The organism is Streptomyces sp. NBC_00539, assembly GCF_036346105.1.
Lineage (GTDB): Bacteria > Actinomycetota > Actinomycetes > Streptomycetales > Streptomycetaceae > Streptomyces.
In genome coordinates this window covers 4,981,281-4,998,954 of record NZ_CP107811.1, presented here as the reverse complement: position 1 = coordinate 4,998,954, position 17,674 = coordinate 4,981,281, and the positions used below count along the sequence as shown (strand labels likewise).

Annotated in this window: 13 protein-coding genes; 7 read left to right on the top strand and 6 right to left on the bottom strand. The window is 72.6% G+C overall.

The annotated features are described in order from the left end of the window. Window positions 1-47 precede the first annotated feature (47 nt). The 4 genes from cobT to OG861_RS22380 all read left to right on the top strand — a co-directional run bounded on the left by cobT (window position 48) and on the right by OG861_RS22380 (window position 5,049). Entirely contained in the window at window positions 48-1,112 is a 1,065-nt protein-coding gene (gene cobT, locus OG861_RS22395) for a nicotinate-nucleotide--dimethylbenzimidazole phosphoribosyltransferase (protein ID WP_443056492.1), read from the top strand. An 80-nt stretch (window positions 1,113-1,192) separates the two neighbouring features. Beyond that, a complete protein-coding gene (locus tag OG861_RS22390; RefSeq protein WP_329194691.1) occupies window positions 1,193-3,052 on the top strand; it encodes a phosphatidylglycerol lysyltransferase domain-containing protein in 1,860 nt (619 codons plus the stop codon). Further along, window positions 3,049-3,786 (top strand): hypothetical protein, encoded by a 738-nt coding sequence (locus OG861_RS22385; protein WP_329194692.1) that lies wholly within the window; start codon window positions 3,049-3,051, stop codon window positions 3,784-3,786. Before OG861_RS22390 ends, OG861_RS22385 begins: the two co-directional genes overlap by 4 nt. Window positions 3,787-3,822: 36 nt before the next feature. Then, entirely contained in the window at window positions 3,823-5,049 is a 1,227-nt protein-coding gene (locus OG861_RS22380; protein WP_329194693.1) for a sensor histidine kinase, read from the top strand. A 72-nt stretch (window positions 5,050-5,121) separates the two neighbouring features. Here the strand turns inward: OG861_RS22380 and OG861_RS22375 are convergent, their stop codons facing one another. Beyond that, window positions 5,122-5,772 (bottom strand): TetR/AcrR family transcriptional regulator C-terminal domain-containing protein, encoded by a 651-nt coding sequence (locus tag OG861_RS22375; RefSeq protein WP_329194695.1) that lies wholly within the window; start codon window positions 5,770-5,772, stop codon window positions 5,122-5,124. Window positions 5,773-5,839: 67 nt separating this feature from the next. Between OG861_RS22375 and OG861_RS22370 the strand changes: the two genes are divergently transcribed. Beyond that, window positions 5,840-7,285 (top strand): FAD-dependent monooxygenase, encoded by a 1,446-nt coding sequence (locus OG861_RS22370; RefSeq protein ID WP_329194697.1) that lies wholly within the window; start codon window positions 5,840-5,842, stop codon window positions 7,283-7,285. 52 nt (window positions 7,286-7,337) lie between these two features. Here the strand turns inward: OG861_RS22370 and OG861_RS22365 are convergent, their stop codons facing one another. The 5 genes from OG861_RS22365 to OG861_RS22345 all read right to left on the bottom strand — a co-directional run bounded on the left by OG861_RS22365 (window position 7,338) and on the right by OG861_RS22345 (window position 14,056). Next, complete coding sequence (locus OG861_RS22365) at window positions 7,338-8,171, bottom strand: endo alpha-1,4 polygalactosaminidase (protein WP_329194699.1); 834 nt, start codon at window positions 8,169-8,171, stop codon at window positions 7,338-7,340. Beyond that, a complete protein-coding gene (locus tag OG861_RS22360; protein WP_329202138.1) occupies window positions 8,168-8,818 on the bottom strand; it encodes a spherulation-specific family 4 protein in 651 nt (216 codons plus the stop codon). The genes OG861_RS22365 and OG861_RS22360 overlap by 4 nt, the downstream gene beginning before the upstream one ends. Before the next feature lie 41 nt (window positions 8,819-8,859). Beyond that, window positions 8,860-10,386 carry a hypothetical protein gene (locus OG861_RS22355; RefSeq protein WP_329194700.1) on the bottom strand — a complete coding sequence of 509 codons (1,527 nt, stop codon included), beginning with the start codon at window positions 10,384-10,386 and terminating at the stop codon, window positions 8,860-8,862. After that, a complete protein-coding gene (pelF, locus tag OG861_RS22350) occupies window positions 10,383-11,897 on the bottom strand; it encodes a GT4 family glycosyltransferase PelF (RefSeq protein ID WP_329194701.1) in 1,515 nt (504 codons plus the stop codon). Before pelF ends, OG861_RS22355 begins: the two co-directional genes overlap by 4 nt. A 125-nt stretch (window positions 11,898-12,022) precedes the next feature. Further along, window positions 12,023-14,056 carry a hypothetical protein gene (locus tag OG861_RS22345; protein ID WP_329194703.1) on the bottom strand — a complete coding sequence of 678 codons (2,034 nt, stop codon included), beginning with the start codon at window positions 14,054-14,056 and terminating at the stop codon, window positions 12,023-12,025. Between the two features lie 353 nt (window positions 14,057-14,409). Here OG861_RS22345 and OG861_RS22340 point away from each other — a divergent pair, with 353 nt between their 5' ends. Beyond that, window positions 14,410-15,951 carry a leucyl aminopeptidase gene (locus OG861_RS22340; RefSeq protein ID WP_329194705.1) on the top strand — a complete coding sequence of 514 codons (1,542 nt, stop codon included), beginning with the start codon at window positions 14,410-14,412 and terminating at the stop codon, window positions 15,949-15,951. A 292-nt stretch (window positions 15,952-16,243) separates the two neighbouring features. Next, window positions 16,244-17,632 carry a dihydrolipoyl dehydrogenase gene (gene lpdA, locus OG861_RS22335; protein WP_136217365.1) on the top strand — a complete coding sequence of 463 codons (1,389 nt, stop codon included), beginning with the start codon at window positions 16,244-16,246 and terminating at the stop codon, window positions 17,630-17,632. Window positions 17,633-17,674: the final 42 nt, after the last annotated feature.

Genomic DNA, 17,674 nt, shown 5'->3' with positions numbered 1-17,674 from the left:
CGGATCGGGGGCTTGGGGAAGGCCTCACCGCCTGTACGCTCTGGCAGATGACCACGCTGAATCTCGACGAGTTCTCCGATCTGATCGAACGCCCCGACGGGGGCGTCCGTCGTGATGCCGAGGATCGCCGCGAACGGCTGGCCGTGCCGCCCGGCGCGCTGGGCCGGCTCGACGAGCTCGGCGAGTGGCTGGCCGCCGCGCAGGGCCGGGTACCGGTCAGGGCGATCGAGCGGCCGCGCGTCGTGCTGTTCGCCGCCGACCACGGGATCGCCGCCGCCGGGGTCTCCGCCCGGGCCGCCGGTTCAGCCCACGAACTGGTGCGCGCCGTGCTCGACGGGACGAGCCCGGTCGCCGTCCTGGCCGGCCGCTTCGGCGCCGGCGTCCGCATCGTCGACGCGGGACTGGACTGCGACCCCGGGCTGCTCCCGTCGGACGTCACGCGCCACCGGGTCCGCAGCGGCAGCGGCCGCATCGACGTGGAGGACGCGCTGACGCCCGAGGAGGCCGAGGCTGCGCTCCGGCTCGGGATGCGCATCGCCGACGAGGAGGCCGACGCGGGGACGGACCTCGTCGTGCTCGGCGACCTCAGCGTGGGCGGCACCACGGTGGCCGCGACCCTGGTGGCGGCCCTGTGCGGCACGGACGCCTCCGTCGTCACGGGCCGCGGCGGTCTCCCCGTCGACGACCTGACCTGGATGCGCAAGTGTGCGGCGATCCGCGACGCGCTGCGCCGGGCCCGCCCCGTCCTCGGGGACCAGGTGGCCCTGCTGGCAAAGGTCGGCGGTGCGGACGTCGCCGCCATCACGGGGTTCCTGCTCCAGTGCGCGGTACGCCGCACGCCTGTCATCCTCGACGGCATCGTGTCCGCGGCGTGCGGGCTGGTGGCCCAGCGGGCCGCGTTCCGCGCCCCGGACTGGTGGCTGGCCGGCCAGGCCAGCGGAGAGCCGGGCCAGGCCAAAGCCCTGGACCGGATGGCGCTCAACCCGGTGCTCGACCACGGCGTCACAGTAGGTGGGGGAACCGGGGCGTTGCTCGCCCTCCCCCTCGTCCAAGCGGCCGCCGCACTCGCGGCGGACCTGCCCGAGCGGGCGGCGGAGGAAACGAAGGACTGAGTCGACGGGCGCCACGGGCCTGAGCAGTCCGGGGTGCTCGAACCGCCCGTGGACGGTGACGCCCCATAACATCGCATTCCATGGGAGAGGTCCGCTTGACCAGCGTAGAAACCACGACGGTTGCCAACGGCAGAAAAGAGCCCGGCGGGGAGCCCGCCGACAAGGCGGCCGGCCGCAGGGGCACCGGACCATCGCGGCGCGGGGCCGCCTTCGCGGTCTGGTACCTGCGTGCCGTCACCTTCGTGAACTTCCTCAGCGCGGTGTGGCTTTCGCTCGGGCAGGACCTGCGCCGGCACAACACCGCCGACTTCTACACCCCGTACCTGCTGACGGCCGGGTTCGCGTCCGGGCTGTTCTCGCTGATCCTCGCGGTCACCATGCGCCGCCGCAAGCGGGCCGCCTGGATCCTGAACCTGGTGATCAGCGGGATGCTGCTGTTCGCCTTCGCCACCGCGGCCTTCGCCCCGTGCACGGGCGGGGAGTTCAACTTCTGCTACCCCGAGTTCCGCGACCACGCCCAGAACTGGGTGTCGCTGGTGCTGACCGCCGCCTTCGTCGGTGCGCTGGTACTGGGCCGGCACGAGTTCTACGCCAAGGGCGACCGGTCCAACCCCAAGCTCGCCACCGCCGTCGGCGCGGTGGGCCTGCTGCTGACCTCGCTCGTCGCCGCCCTGCTGGTCGGCGCCACCAACACCGACCCCGACCGCGCCCAGGCGACGTTCCTGGCCCGCTGGCGGTACGGCGTGATGCGGCTGGTCACCCTGGAGCCGAACGACCGGGCCTACGACGGGATCGCCACCCCCAGCTGGGTGGACGTCTCCATCAACGTGATGTCGATGATGCTGCTGCTCGCCGTGCTGTTCGCGGCGTTCCGCGCGCGCCGCGCCGTCGACCCGCTGACCCCCGAGGACGAGGAGCGGCTGCGGGCCCTGCTCGCCAAGCAGGGCGACCGCGACTCCCTGGGCTACTTCGCGCTGCGCCGGGAGAAGTCCGTCATCTGGTCCCCCACCGGCAAGGCCGCCGTCACCTACCGCGTCGTCGGCGGCGTCTCACTGGCGTCCGGCGACCCGATCGGCGACCCGGAGGCGTGGCCCGGCGCCATCGAACCCTGGCTGGCCGAGGCCCGCGAACACGGCTGGATCCCGGCCGTGATGGGCGCGAGCGAGGAGGCCGGGCAGATCTACGCGCGGCACGGCCTGGACGCGCTGGAGCTCGGTGACGAGGCCATCGTCGAGACCGACGAGTTCACCCTGGAGGGCCGCGCCATGCGGACCGTCCGGCAGGCCTTCAACCGCGTCAAGCGCGCCGGGTACACCGTCCGCATCCGCCGCCACGCCGACGTGCCGGCCGACGAGATGGACAACCTCCTCAAGCGGGCCGACGACTGGCGCGACGGCGCGACCGAGCGCGGCTTCTCCATGGCGCTGGGCCGGCTGGGCGACCCGGACGACGGCCAGTGCGTGATGCTGGAGTGCTTCGACGGGCAGGGCGAGCTGCGCGCCGTGCTGTCCTTCGTGCCGTGGGGACCCAAGGGCCTGTCGCTCGACCTGATGCGCCGCGACCGGGAATCCGAGAACGGTCTGATGGAGTTCATGGTCATCGAACTCCTGGAGCGCTCGAAGGAGATCGGCGTCACACAGGTCTCACTGAACTTCGCGATGTTCCGTTCCGTCTTCGAACGGGGGTCCAAGCTCGGGGCGGGTCCGGTGCTGCGCATGTGGCGCTCGCTGCTGAGCTTCTTCTCCCGTTGGTGGCAGATCGAGTCCCTCTACCGGGCCAACGCCAAATACCGGCCGATCTGGGAGCCGCGGTTCATGCTCTTCGAGAAGAGTTCCGACCTGCTGCGGATCGGTATCGCGGCGGGCCGGGCCGAGGGCTTCCTGGAGGCACCCGGCCTGCCGAAGTGGCTGCACCGCAGACATCTGGAGACGCGTCGTTGACAGCGTGGTCGAACCCCTCACCGCGGCGGTTCGCCCGCCGCGAGTGGGGGCCCCTGTTCCGGACGATCCGGGACGCGCTCGTCCACCAGAAGTGGCGCGCGATCCCGATGACGATCGGCGCGGTCGCCCTGACCTCGCTGTTCCAGATCGTCCAGAACACCCACTGGGGTTTCCAGCCGGTGCAGGACCTCGGCTCCGTCAAGGCCGCCGACCCGCTCTGGCTGGCGCTCCTGCGGACCCCGCTCTCCCTGTTCGTGCCGGCACTCGACCTGCCGGTGTGGGGGGCACTCGCCCAGATCCTGCTGGTCTTCGGCATCTCCGAGATCTGCATCGGGTGGTGGCGCACCCTGGTGATCGGCTACGTGGCCACGCTCGCCGGGACCACGTACGCCCGGATCGGGCTCTCGCTGGGCCATGACCACCCCTTCGGCCTGCCGGTGTCCGACCGCGTCGTCAACGACACCGGGCCGTCGGCGGCGGTGGTGGGCCTGGCGATCTACGTCTGCTGGCGCTACCGGGCGTACCTGACGGGCGGTCTGGTGATCGCCGTCATGATCGGCGAGGTGCTGTTCAAGGACAACCTGGCGGGCAAGGAGCACCTCGCGGCCATCGCCGCCGTCATGGCGGTGTGCGTGGTGCGCGCGAAGTGGGGTCCGGAGCGCTCCCGGATACCGCTGGGCCGCCGGCCTCCGCCCGCGTCCCCGCCGTCCCCGCCGTCCTCGCGCAGCGACTGACCGGGACTGCGGGTGGAGGCCGTACCGTAGCTTCCCGTGACGACAGACCCCGTCCGGCAGGGACGCTTCCGTGCGGTCCGGCAGTGGCTGCGGACCCATCCGCCGGCGACCGACGCCGCACTCGCTCTCGGGGCGCTCGTCGCCATGGTGGTCGGCTCCTTCGCCAGCCCGCACGGGCCGCACGGTCCCACCTTCGGCACCCGTACCCCCGAGCCGTTCTCGCTCGTGCTGATGCTGCTGGGCTCCGCCGCCCTCGTGTTCGGGCGCCGACGGCCGCGCGCGGTGCTCGCCGCGACCGTCGCCCTTTCGCTGCTGGAGCTGTCCACCGGGGAGCCCCGGGCGCCCGTCGCGATGTGCACGGTGATCGCCCTGTACACGCTCGCCGCCCGCACCGACCGGCCCACGACCTGGAAGGTCGGTCTGCTCACCATGGCGGGGCTGACGGGCGTCGCCATGCTGGCCGGGCCGCTGCCCTGGTACGCGCAGGAGAACATCGGCGTCTTCGCCTGGACCGGCATGGCCGCGGCCGCCGGGGACGCGGTGCGCAGCCGCCGGGCCTTCATCGACGCGATCCGGGAGCGCGCCGAACGCGCCGAACGCACCCGCGAGGAAGAGGCCCGGCGCCGGGTCGCCGAGGAGCGGCTGCGGATCGCGCGGGACCTCCACGACGTGGTGGCCCACCACATCGCCCTGGTCAACGTGCAGGCGGGGGTGGCCGCGCACGTGATGGACAAGCGCCCCGACCAGGCCAAGGAGGCGCTGGCGCACGTACGGGACGCCAGCCGTTCGGCGCTGAACGAACTGCGCGCCACGGTCGGGCTGCTGCGGCAGTCCGGTGATCCGGAGGCGCCGACGGAGCCCGCGCCGGGGTTGGGGGTGCTGGAGGAGCTGACCGACACCTTCCGCAACGCCGGGCTGCCGGTGAAGGTGATGGTCGAGCTGGGCAGGGACGGGGACGCCCTTCCGGCGGCCGTGGACCTGGCCGCGTACCGGGTGATCCAGGAGGCGCTGACCAACGTGCGCAAGCACGCGGGTCCGGGCGCGACGGCCGAGGTCAGCGTGGTGCGGGTGGGGGCGTCCGTGGAGGTGACCGTGCTGGACGACGGGGGCACCTCGGCGGACTCCGCCCCCCGCCCGGCCGACCCGGGCGGCGGCCACGGCCTGCTGGGGATGCGCGAGCGGACCGGCGCCCTGGGCGGGTCCTGCTCCGCCGGGCCCCGCTACGGCGGCGGGTACCGCGTCCACGCGGTCCTGCCGGCGTGAGCGGGGGCGGGCCCGGAGGCGGGCCCCAAGGGGCGCCCGGCCTGCTCGGGTGAGGCCGGAGGCGGGCCCGGCTCAGGCGAGGCCGTAGCGCGCCTCGATGCCCTGGACCAGCAGGGCCAGGCCCTCTTCGAACCCCTCGTCGTACTCCTGGAAGAGGCCGGCGCCCGCCGCTGCGGCAAGGGGGAACTCCGCCAGCCGGGCAGCGCGTTCGGTGACGTCGTAGCCCTCCCTGCGGTCACCGGGGACGGGCTCGACGCCCTGTTCCTCGGTGACGAAGCCGATGGTGAAGGAGTAGGCGGTGGACAGGGCGCGCACCGCCCGGGGCAGTGTGAAGCCCGCGTCGACCAGCGCCCGCAGATCGGCCTCCAGCTGGACGGCGTGCCCGGTGCCCGTGAAGCGCGAGCCGCTGAAGACCTTGGCTCCGTCGCGGTAGCCGAGCAGGGCCGCGCGCAGGGAGCGGTTGCGGGCCAGGAGCCGCTCCTGCCACGCCGTGTGCGGGGCGAGCCGCACCTGGGCGGTCATCCGCCGGTACATCTCGGTGGCCATCTCGTCGAGCAGTTCCTGCTTGTCCTTGAAGTGCCAGTACAGGGCGGGCGCCTGCACGTCCAGCTCCTTGGCGATGGCCCGCAGGGTCAGTCCGTCCAGGCCCACCTCGTTCAGCAGGCGCAGCGCGGTCTCCACGACCTGCTTCTTGTCCAGTTTGGGAGTTCTCCGGGTCGTCACGCTTGACAGATTAACAGTGTTAAGGCGAATCTGTGGAGGCAACTTAACGACGTTAAGGAGATGCGCCATGAGCAGCACTGTGACCAGCGGTACGAACAAGGGCACGCACACGGACGTACTGATCGTCGGCGCGGGCCCCACCGGCCTCGCCCTCGCCGTCGACCTCGCCCGGCGGGGGATCGGCTCCCTCCTCGTGGAGCGGGCCGACGGCCTCTTCCCCGGCTCCCGCGGCAAGGGCGTCCAGCCGCGCACCCGGGAGGTCTTCGACGACCTCGGCGTGGGGGCGGCCATCGGTGCGGCCGGCGGCCCCTACCCGCTCGGGATGATCTGGCAGGACGGCCGGCGCCAGGGCGAGTACCCGATGTTCGACGAGGGTGAGCGCCGCGAGGACTCCCCGTACCACGAGCCCTGGATGGTGCCGCAGTGGCGCACCCAGGAGATCCTCTTCACCCGGCTCGCGGAGCTCGGCGGCGAGGTCGCCTTCGGCAGGGAGTTGACGGGGATCACCCAGGACCCCGACGGGGTGAACGCCCTCTTCGCCTCCGGCCAGAGCGTCCGCGCGCGCTACGCCGTGGCCGCCGACGGCGGCCGGTCCACCGTGCGCCGCGCCCTCGGCATCACGATGACCGGCGAGAGCCTGGATCCGAACCCGATGCTCGTGGCCGACGTCCGCCTCACCGGGCTCGACCGCGAGAACTGGCACATCTTCCCCGCCGCCGACGACTGCGGGGTGCTCACGCTCTGTCCGCTGGCCGGGACGCAGGACTTCCAGCTCACGGCCCGCTTCCCCGAGGGCACGGACATCGACGTCTCCCCCGCCGGGATCCGCGCGGTCGTCGCCGCCCGCACCCACCTCGCCCCCGAGGCCGTGACGGAAGTCCGCTGGGCCTCGGACTTCCGCCCCCGGGCGGCGCTCGCCGACCGGTTCCGCGAGGGCCGCGTCTTCCTCGCCGGGGACGCCGCGCACATCCACTCCCCCGCGGGCGGCCAAGGGCTGAACACCAGCGTCCAGGACGCGTACAACCTCGGCTGGAAGCTGGCCGCGGTGCTGGGCGGCCGGGCCCCCGAGTCCCTGCTCGACACCTACGAGGAGGAACGGCTGCCCGTCGCCGCCGACATGCTCGGCCTGTCCACCCGGGTCCACCGGGGCGAGACCCGGCGCGGCGAGGCCACCCGCATGCTGGGCCTGGGCTACCGCGGCTCCGCCCTCGCCGTGGAGACCCGCACCGCGCTGCCCGAGGGCGCCCTGCGCGCCGGCGACCGCGCACCGGACGGGGTGTGCGGCGGCGTACGCCTCTTCGACGCGTTCCGCGGACCGCACTGGACTCTGCTCGCCGTCGGCGCCGGGGCGGGGGCGCACCTTCCGGCGCTGCCCGACGCCCGTACGGTGCGCATCCCGTCCTACGCACCGTACGGGGACGGGGTGTTCCTCGTCCGCCCCGACGGCTACGTCGGCTGGGCGGGCCCGACGGGCGCGGGCGCCGCCGACTACGCGGTCCTGGCCGGCGTCTGAACCGGGACAGGGCCCCGGGGCCGCCGGCCCGGCCACGGCCGGCCCGGGCCGCCTAAGGCTCGCCCCTCGGCGGGCACCAGCGGCGCCAGGCGTCCAGGTCGGTCTTCTTCTGGAGCGAGCTGAGCTTCTCCCGCTGCGAGACGGGGCACCACTCGCGCAGCCGGCCCTCGTACTCGACGTGGAAGACGGCCTTCCCGGCCGCGACGAACGGCCGGTACCGCTCGCACTCCTCGTACTGGGCGCACTGCTCGTTGACGGCGAACTCGAAGTCACCGACGAGGTCGGGGATCTGGTCCAGGTCGTTCTTGAGCCCGACCGACAGTCCCCGGTCGTGCGCGAGCTTCGCGATCAGCCGGTTGTAGGCCAGCTGGTCGGCGGCGGTGAGCGGGAACCCGGACGAGTTGGCGTACCCGTCCATGTTGTCCGGCTCGATCGCGTCGAAGCCCTTGGCCTTGCACATGTCGAACCGCTTGGCCATCAGCGGTTCCAGTTCGGCCGAGCGCCGGATGTCCAGCCAGCGCTCGCCCTCCCAGCCGTTGCCCTTGCCCAGCAGTTCCTTCGGGAAGTCGGCGGCGTCGGGACGGAAGTCCTCCCAGGCTCCGGTGGAGAGGTAGCAGATCGTCTTGCGGCCGGCCTTCTTCAAGGCGGCCACCTGCTCCTTGGAGGTGTTGAAGCCGTCGACGTCGTACACGGCCGCCTTCACGGAGGCATCGAGCGCGCCGGTCAGCTGCCACTGCCAGCTCACCTGCGGCGCGGGCTGCCAGCGCTGCCCGGGCGCCGGGTCGGGCGACAGGTCGTCGGGTTCCGGCGACTCGGGCACGGACGTGCAGGAGGCCAGGAGCAGGAGCGGGCCGACGAGCAGCCAGGGCAGCGCGCGGCGCCTCATGCGGTGGCCTCCAGGGCGTACGGCAGGGTTCCCCACGGGTGCGCGCCGGTGCCGGGGACCGCGCAGTGCACGGCGGCCCCTCGCTCCAGGGCGAGTTCGGCGGCCGGGGCGCCCGGCGGGACGGCGTACACGAGGTGGCAGAACCGCTGGGCGGGGTGGTCGGCGGTCCACCCCGGGGCGGCTCCCGCGTCGCGGTACGCGTCCCAGGGACCCTCGAAGGTGACGAGCAGGTCGGCGAGCGCGGCGTACCCGGGGTGCGGGTGGACGCCGTGGTTCAGGACGAGGGTGCGGGCGCCGGCCGCCCGGGCGGCGACGGCGAGCCGGCCGTAGTGCGGCAGGAGTCCCGGCTCCGCGGAGGCCTGGTCGAGGAAGGCGCCGTCGGTGGCGTACCAGTCGCGGTGGCGCAGCAGGTCCTGGACGACGGCCGCGTGCGGGCGGCGCCCGTAGTCGGTGTCGGTGTACCCCAGGACGGGCACCCCGGCGGCCCGCAGCCGCCCGGCGACCGCGGCGAACCGTTCGTCGGGGGCCGCGCCCGGCCCGCTGTCGGGGTTGAGCACCACCGAATGCAGCCGGCCGGCCGAGGCGATGAGCAGCTCCCACGCCTCGGGCCGGTCGGCGGGGTGCTCGTAGAGGGGCACCAGCAGCATGAGGTCCTTCTTCTTGTGCGTCTCGTACGGGGGCACGTGCGTCAGCGGTGGGCCGTCGCGCGGCCCAGCAGCAGGCAGACCAGGGTGGCCAGGGCGGCCGCGGCCGCGCCCGCCACCGCCAACTGCACCAGCCGCGGCGGCCCGGAACCGGTCAGCACGGCCAGGCTCTGCACGAACGCCGCCGAGGCGCAGACCACCGCGGCGGGCCGGACCGCCCCGAAGGACTGGAGCAGCAGCCCCGTCCACATGACGGCGCCCAGCAGCAGCAGCGTCGCCGCCCGCGCCCCGGTCAGGGTGGGAGCGCCGGGCCACAGCAGGGTCCCGCTCACGCCCAGCGCCAGCAGCACCGCCAGGTACCGGGCCAGGCAGCGGGCCAGGGTGACCAGCATCCGGCGCCGGAACGCCCGGGGCGAGCGGGCGGCCCGCAGCCCGGCGAGGCTGCCGCTGCGGAACCGGTGCAGCAGCCATTCGGCGGGGCCCATGCTGAGGGTGAGGGCCACCGCCGAGGGCGCGGCGACCGCCTCGGCGGGCCCCCCGGCGAGCACCTCCCCCAGAGCCGCGTACAGCACGAGCAGCCCGGTGCCCAGGCCGAAGACGCCGTACGGCACGGAGTCCGCGAGCCGGGGCCCGCGCGGCGCGTACTCCTCCTCGGCGCCGCGCAGCATCCGCCACCGCACGGGGCCCCCGCCCGGGCGGGCCCGCGTCCGCTCCCGGACCCGCCCGGCGAGGGCCCGTACCCCCTCGGCCAGCGGCAGTTCGCGTACGGCCAGGGCGCAGGCGGCCAGCAGGGACACCACCAGCAGGGTCACCCGCACCCTGACGGGCAGGTCGGTGAAGAGGACGAGCACCGCCCCGGCGGCCATCGGGGCGAGCGCGGCGAGCAGCACCCGCTCCCGGCCGAGGACCAGCAGGACGGTGGCCGCGCCGACGTACAGCGCCTGCCCGGCGGCGAACGCGTAGGAGAACGGCGGCCCGCCGGGCACCGCCAGGGCGGCGGCGGTGCCCAGCAGTGCCCCGGCGGGGGCCCCGGCGAGCAGGGTCCGCCCGGCGGCGGCCCGGTCGCCGAGGCCGAGCCAGGAGTAGGCCCGGTGGGACAGGGTCTGGTCCCACACCCAGCCGATCAGGGCGCCGGCGAGCAGGGTGAGCGTCCCGGCGGGCAGGCCGAGCCGGTCCGGCGGCCCTTCCAGCAGGGGGGCGCCGAGCAGGTAGGCGAGGCCGGGCAGGGCGAAGATCACCCCGCGCAGGAGGCAGGCGGTGAGGGAGACCTTCCAGGGGTCGGGGGTGCTGCGGGGCTCGGGGAAGGAGCGGGGCACCCGGGCGTAGAGCTCCTCCGCGAGCGCGAAGGAGTCGTGGCGGCCGTAGGTCAGGCGGATGTACTCATCGTTCATCCCGTCGGATTCGAGGATGGCGGCGATCTCGTCGGGATGGACGGCGGCGGCGATGAACTCGTCGAAGCGTTCGACGAGTTCATCCATCGGGTCGGCGGCGGCCGTGGCCGTCCGCCGGGGGCGGGGGATGGCGGGCAGGGTGTTGCCGCCGGGCACTTTGAGCCACAGGGATCCGCTCACCACGGGTTCCCTTCGGCGGCGAGCTCCCGGTACCAGGGGTCGGCCAGGCGCTGGGTCCAGTCGTCGCCCGGGTGGACCGGCAGGACGGGCTGGCCCGCGAGTTCCCGGTAGATGTGGCGGAACCCGTCCACGGACTGGTGGAGGGTGAACTTCTCCACGACCCGTTTGCGGGACAGCCGGCCGAGTTCGGCGCGGCGCACGTCGTCGCGGAGCAGGGCGAGGGTGGCGCGTGCCATGGTCTCGGGTTCGCGGGGCGGGACGACCAGCCCGGTGTCGCCGACGGCCTCGCGCACTCCGCCGACGTCGGTGGAGACGGTGGTGCGGCCGCAGGACATGGCTTCGATGATGCTGAACGGGAAGCCCTCGCTGATGGAGGAGAGCATGACGACCGAGCCGGCCGCGTAGGCCTGGGCGACCTGCGCGATGCGGCCCTCGAAGGTGACGCCGTCGGACACCCCGATTTCGGCGGCGAGCTTCTCCAGGCGCAGCTTGTAGTCCTCGCAGCCGGCCGGGACCGGGCCGAAGAGGCGCAACCGCAGGGCGGGGATCTCCTGTCGCATGAACGCGTAGGCGCGGATGAGGGTTTCGAGGTCCTTGATGGGGTCGACGCGGCCGCACCAGCTGAGGGTGGGCACCTCGGGTTCGGGGCCGGCCTCGGGGAAGGCGTGCGGGTCGACGCCGTTGTAGACGGTGCGGATGCGGTCGGAGGCGGCGCCTCCGCGCTCTTCCCAGCGGCGGTTGTACTGGTTGCAGGGGGTGATCAGGTCGGCCTGCCGGTAGCCCTCGGTGTTCAGCTCCCGGTAGAAGCCGAGCAGGAGGGCCTTGACCGGCCAGCGTTGTTCGGCGGTGCGGTAGCCGAGGTAGCGCTCGCGCAGGTAGATGCCGTGCTCGGTGAGCAGGAAGGGCACCTGGTCGAGGTGTTTCGCGGCGAGCGCCGGCAAGGTGGCGAGGCCGCTGCTGACGGCGTGGGAGACGCTGTCGCGCGGGATGCGGACCCCGAGCGGGCGCAGCGCGTGTTCCAGCAGGTCGGTGGCGGTCAGCGCGTCGTGGATGGTGGGCTCGGCCGCGGCGGTGCCCGTGCCCGGGCGGGTCCACAGGTCCATCAGCAGCCGCAGGACGGACTCGGAGCGCAGGGCGGGGGCGAGGCGGCCGGAGCGGGCCAGCAGGGCCAGTTCGCGCAGGGCTTCGGAGAATCCGCCGCGCGCGGGGTCGAGCATCGACAGCAGGAAGGCTTCGTAGGTGTCGGTGAAGCGGCGCCGGGCCTTGCCGCGCAGGGCCGCGCGGAGCGTGCGGGGCGGCGGCGGGCCCCAGAGCGGCACGGCGGTGTGCCGGTAGACGTTGCGGGGCAGTTCCCAGGTGACCGGCTCGCGTCCGGAGCCGGTCAGGGCTATGACGTTGAAGTCGACCTCCGGCATTCCCCGGACCAGCTGGTCGCACCAGGTGCTGACGCCCCCGTGGACGTGCGGGTAGGTGCCTTCGGTGAGCATGGTGACGTGACGCCCATGGCTCATGCGGTGTGTCCCCCCAGGACGGAAAAGGGGCCGGCGCCCGTGGTTCGCGGAGCGCCGGCGCAAGGTGATGCTGCGTACGCGGGTGAGTGGAGCGGTTCCGGCCGGGCGTACGGCCGGGGCGGCCGTCAGGCCAGCTTGAGCGTGACCGCCGACTGGAGGAGCTCCGGGGACGTCCACGCGGAGCGGGTGCCGGCGTACGCGGTGCCGAAGTCCGCGGTGCCGAGCAGGAGCTGCTTCTTGGTCCCGGCGGGCGCCGTGACGGGTGCGACCACGCCCGAGGGCGCCTTGACGGTGACGTCCTTGCCGATGCGGTAGGCGGTGACCTTGTTGGCGGCGAGGGCGGCGTCCCAGGCGGCGCGGCGGCCGAGCTCGACGCCGCTGTCCTTCATGCTCTGGTTCACGAGCGGGGCGCTGGGGGCGTACAGGGTGCGGTAGGTGTCGAGGACCTGGTTGAGGACCGGGTAGAGGGTGCGGTCCTCGGCGAGGTTGGACTGGTGGACGTAGTGCGGGCGCGGGTCGTTGTTCAGGACGTGGCGCAGGGCGGTGCGGGCCTCGGCGGGGACGATGTAGTCGAGGTAGCCGGTGGCGGCGTCGAGCGGCGCGGGCAGGCAGGTGGAGGTCGCCGGGTTGTCCTCGCAGGCGCCGCTGCCGCCCTGGGCGCGGCTGGTGTAGATCCAGTTGTACTCGTCGGCCATCTCCGCGTTGGTGCCCGTGTTGTAGTACACGTTCATCGGGTAGCGGGGGACGGTCAGGGCGGCGCCGACCGCGCGCTGCCCGGGCTCGCGCGAGCTGTCGCTGCCGGCCCACTTGATCCCGTTGTCGGCGAAAGCGCCCGCCAGGTTCGGGTTGTCGACCGTCTGCTGCGGCAGGGTCTTGAGGCCGGAGTGCTCGCCGGTGACGATCTCGGAGCGGTCGGTGGTGATGCCCTTGGAGGCGGCCCAGTTGTTGTTGTCGCGGATCTGGGCGGAGATGTCGGCGCGGCTCATCCAGTTGATGGCGCCCTGGGCGTTCTTCGTGCAGGTCCAGGGGACGGTGGTGACGTCCTGGACGCAGCCGAGGAAGGGGTGGGTGTAGGTGTGGTTCATCCAGCGGAACTGGGCCCGGTCGGCGACGAGCTGTGCGGTCAGGGCGTCGGTGCCGCCGTTCTCCGTCTTCCACTCCTCCCCGGCGCCGGCGTTGAAGAGCATGTCGAGCTTGAAGTTCTTGCTCTTCTGCCACTGCACCGCGTACTGGGCGTCGGCAGCGCTCATCCGGATGGTGCTCTCCTTGCCCTCGCCGCCCGCGCAGGCGTAGTCGCCCGGCGTGCAGTTGAGGGCCCGGTCCCAGCGGGCGTCCGGGGCGAAGACGTCGTCGACGTGGACGGCGAAGTAGTTGCGCTCCTGGCCGAGGTGGACGCCCTGGGTCAGCCATTCGACGATGCCCCGGGCCAGCAGCCGGAACTGCTGCTGGTACTGGTTGTAGCCGAAGGTGACGACCAGTTCGCTGCGCCCGTCGTGGGCGTACTCGCCGAGCAGCGAGGCGCGTCCCGATCCGACGGGGGCGTCGAGGTAGCTGGTGTAGCCGGTGCGGGGCTTGGCGATGAACCCGTAGCTCTCCGGGATCAGCGGCGAGTTGTCCTCGAAGGCGACCAGTCCCCCGAGGTAGCCGAACGGGCCGGCCTTGCCCGCTGCGGTGACGGCCGCCTGGGTGCCGTCGAGGGTGCCGCCGTAGCCGCCGTTGTCGGTGTATTCCAGGCCGACTTCGGGGTGCGCCCAGGTGTAGGCGTCCACCTGGCGGATGCCGTACGCCGTCTCGTAGGCGGTGAGCGCGGCGGACTCGGCGGAACCCGCGCCGAAGGGGTTCTCGTTGGGCAGGACGACACCCTGGAACTTGGCGCGCGGCCGGCCGTCGACGGTGTCGCTCAGGAAGGCCGCGTCGATGACCGGGCGGCTGCTGCTGCCCAGGTCGACGCGGGTGTAGGGGACTCCGGTGTCCCGGAGTTCGGCGGTGATCGCCGCGACCGAGCTGCCGCCGTCGTCGACGACCAGCACCCTCAGGTCGATGCGCGGTACGACGGTGGCCGCCTGGGCGGTCGCCGCGGGCACCGCCACGGACATCAGCGCTGTCGCGGCCATCGCCGCCGCGAGCCTGTTCATCCGGTTCTTGCTCTTGCTGACCATTTCGGCCTTCCCCCCGCAGGCTCCCTCGGCGACGGCCATGGCGGACGGCCGACCGGGGAGGCTCTGTGGAAATCATGCAAAGGGACCCCACGCCCCCTTGCGAGAGTGGGTCGAGTCTCTAGGACCTCGTCAGGTCTAAAGCGCAAACCTGGAACAGAGACCACAGATGGGTGAACCTGTCAGTGGTCCCGTCGAACAACTTGCCAAACCTTCGAGTGACGTACGGACGACCGCGTACGCGTAGGCTCGTTTCCGGGTGCCGCCGCGCCCGAATACGATCGCTGCGGAGCGGCCGGCGACCCTGACGCGACCGCAGCGCACACATACACAAACGGAAGCGAGACTTCACCACCGTGACTGCTCTGACTCTCAGCACTGCCGGCGCGGCGACGCTCCGCGCCGACGCCCTCGTGGTCGGCGTGGCGAAGGGCCCGAAGGGGCCCGTCGTCGCCGCGGGCGCCGAGGCCGTGGACAAGGCGTTCGACGGAAAGCTGGCCGCCGTGCTCGACGCCATGGGCGCCTCGGGCGCCGAAGGCGAGGTCACCAAGCTGCCCGCGCCCGCCGGCGTCAAGGTCCCGGTCGTGCTGGCCGTCGGGCTCGGCTCCGTACCGGAGCAGGACGAGTCGTACGACGAGGAGGCCCTGCGCCGCGCCGCCGGCGCTGCCGCCCGCGCCCTGCACGGCACGAAGAAGGCCGCCTTCGCCCTTCCCCTGGACGACGCCTCCGCCGTCACCGCCGTCGCCGAGGGCGCGCTGCTCGGCGCGTACGCCTTCACCGCCTACCAGGGCGGCGAGGACAAGGTCGCGAAGAGCGGTGCGAAGAACGGCGGCCCGAAGCAGCCGCTGGCCGAGGTCGTCCTGCTCGGCGCCAAGCCGCGCGACAAGGAACACAAGGCCGCCGCCGAGCGCGCCACCGTCGTCGCGACCGAGGTCAACATCGCTCGCGACCTGGTCAACACCCCGCCGAACGACCTCACCCCCGAGGCCTTCGCCGCCGTCGCCACCGCGACCGCGAAGGAGAACGGCGTCAAGGTCCAGGTGCTGGACGAGAAGGCCCTGGTCAAGGGCGGCTTCGGCGGCATCATGGGCGTCGGCAAGGGCTCCGAGAACCCGCCGCGGCTGGTCAAGCTGTCCTACACCCACCCCAAGGCGGAGAAGACCCTCGCCTTCGTCGGCAAGGGCATCACCTACGACTCGGGCGGCATCTCCCTCAAGCCGGCCGGCCACAACGAGACGATGAAGTGCGACATGGCCGGCGCCGCCGCCGTCTTCGCCTCCGTCGTCGCGGCCGCCAAGCTGGGCCTCCAGGTCAACGTCACCGGCTGGCTCGCGCTCGCCGAGAACATGCCCTCCGGCTCCGCCACCAAGCCCGGTGACGTGCTGCGCATGTACAGCGGCAAGACCGTCGAGGTCCTCAACACCGACGCCGAGGGCCGCCTGGTCCTGGGTGACGCGCTGACCCGCGCCAGCGAGGAGAACCCGGACGCGATCGTCGACGTCGCGACCCTGACCGGCGCGATGGTGCTGGCGCTGGGCGACCGCACCTTCGGGATCATGGCGAACGACGACGCCTTCCGCACCTCGATCCACGAGATCGCGGAGGAGGTCGGCGAGGCCGCCTGGCCGATGCCGCTCCCCGAGGACCTGCGCAAGACCATGGACTCCCCCACCGCCGACATCGCCAACATGGGTGTCCGCATGGGCGGCGGCCTGGTGGCCGGCCTCTTCCTCCAGGAGTTCGTCGGCGAGGGCATCACCTGGGCCCACCTCGACATCGCGGGCCCCGCCTTCCACGAGGGCGCCCCGTACGGCTACACCCCCAAGGGCGGCACCGGCTCGGCCGTGCGCACCCTGGTGCGGCTGGCCGAGCGCACCGCGACGGGCGACCTCGGCTGACGCCACCGCCTCGTGCTCACGCGCCCCGGGACCCGGACGAGGTCCCGGGGCGCGTTCGCTGTGGACGTAATCTCGACGATCAGTAGTTTTCTACGCACTGGTAACCCCGATTCCGGCGGAACGGCCGTTCCCAGCCGGGGCCCGGCGTCCCGCGTTCCCCCGACAAATGCGAAGATGGGTTCTCGGCAGGACAGGGCCCCCACCACAGGGCCGAAGAAACAAGCGGCCGAATACCAGCCGCCGCCCGGTCACAGAGGACCGGTGCCCGGCGCACATGCATGGAGGACGTGACGTGGCGAACGACGCCAGCACCGTTTTCGACCTAGTGATCCTCGGCGGTGGCAGTGGCGGTTACGCCGCGGCGCTGCGCGCCTCCCAGCTGGGTCTCGACGTTGCGCTGATCGAGAAGAACAAGCTCGGTGGCACCTGCCTGCACAACGGCTGCATCCCCACGAAGGCTCTGCTGCACGCCGGTGAGATCGCGGACCAGGCGCGCGAAGCCGCTCAGTTCGGTGTCAAGGCCTCTTTCGAGGGCATCGACATCGCGGGCGTGCACAAGTACAAGGACGACGTCATCTCGGGCCTGTACAAGGGCCTGCAGGGTCTCGTCGCCTCCCGCAAGGTGACGTACATCGAGGGTGAGGGCCGTCTCTCCTCCCCGACGTCCGTCGATGTGAACGGTCAGCGCGTCCAGGGCCGTCACGTCCTGCTGGCGACCGGCTCCGTGCCGAAGTCGCTCCCGGGCCTGAACATCGACGGCAACCGCATCATCTCCTCGGACCACGCGCTGGTCCTGGACCGCGTGCCCGAGTCCGCGATCATCCTGGGCGGCGGCGTGATCGGCGTCGAGTTCGCCTCGGCGTGGAAGTCCTTCGGTACCGACGTCACCGTCATCGAGGGCCTCAAGCACCTCGTGCCGGTCGAGGACGAGAACAGCTCCAAGCTCCTGGAGCGCGCGTTCCGCAAGCGCGGCATCAAGTTCAACCTGGGCACCTTCTTCGACAAGGCCGAGTACACCGAGAACGGTGTGCGCGTCACCCTCGCCGACGGCAAGACCTTCGAGGCCGAGGTGCTGCTGGTCGCCATCGGCCGCGGCCCGGTCTCGCAGGGCCTGGGCTACGAGGAGCAGGGCGTCGCGATGGACCGCGGCTACGTCCTGGTCGACGAGTACATGCAGACCAACGTGCCGACCATCTCGGCCGTCGGTGACCTCGTCCCGACCCTCCAGCTCGCGCACGTCGGCTTCGCCGAGGGCATCCTGGTGGCGGAGCGCCTGGCCGGTCTCAAGACCGTCCCGATCGACTACGACGGCGTTCCCCGCGTCACCTACTGCCACCCCGAGGTCGCCTCCGTCGGTATCACCGAGGCCAAGGCCAAGGAGATCTACGGTGCGGACAAGGTCGTGGCCCTGAAGTACAACCTGGCCGGCAACGGCAAGAGCAAGATCCTCAAGACCGCGGGCGAGATCAAGCTGGTCCAGGTCAAGGACGGTGCCGTGGTCGGCGTCCACATGGTCGGTGACCGGATGGGCGAGCAGGTCGGCGAAGCCCAGCTGATCTACAACTGGGAGGCCCTGCCGGCCGAGGTCGCGCAGCTCATCCACGCGCACCCGACCCAGAACGAAGCGCTCGGCGAGGCCCACCTGGCCCTGGCCGGCAAGCCGCTCCACTCCCACGACTGATCGTCACGGGCGCGACGACCACTTCCGCACTTTCGTTAGGAG

What these genes read in the sequence shown, in the direction of transcription:
- cobT (WP_443056492.1), top strand. Translation starts at nt 48, where the DNA reads ATGACCACGCTGAATCTCGACGAGTTCTCCGATCTGATCGAACGCCCC.
- OG861_RS22390 (WP_329194691.1), top strand. Translation starts at nt 1,193, where the DNA reads ATGGGAGAGGTCCGCTTGACCAGCGTAGAAACCACGACGGTTGCCAAC.
- OG861_RS22370 (WP_329194697.1), top strand. Translation starts at nt 5,840, where the DNA reads ATGAGCAGCACTGTGACCAGCGGTACGAACAAGGGCACGCACACGGAC.
- OG861_RS22365 (WP_329194699.1), bottom strand. Translation starts at nt 8,171, where the DNA reads ATGAGGCGCCGCGCGCTGCCCTGGCTGCTCGTCGGCCCGCTCCTGCTC.
- OG861_RS22360 (WP_329202138.1), bottom strand. Translation starts at nt 8,818, where the DNA reads ATGCTGCTGGTGCCCCTCTACGAGCACCCCGCCGACCGGCCCGAGGCG.
- pelF (WP_329194701.1), bottom strand. Translation starts at nt 11,897, where the DNA reads ATGAGCCATGGGCGTCACGTCACCATGCTCACCGAAGGCACCTACCCG.
- OG861_RS22345 (WP_329194703.1), bottom strand. Translation starts at nt 14,056, where the DNA reads ATGGTCAGCAAGAGCAAGAACCGGATGAACAGGCTCGCGGCGGCGATG.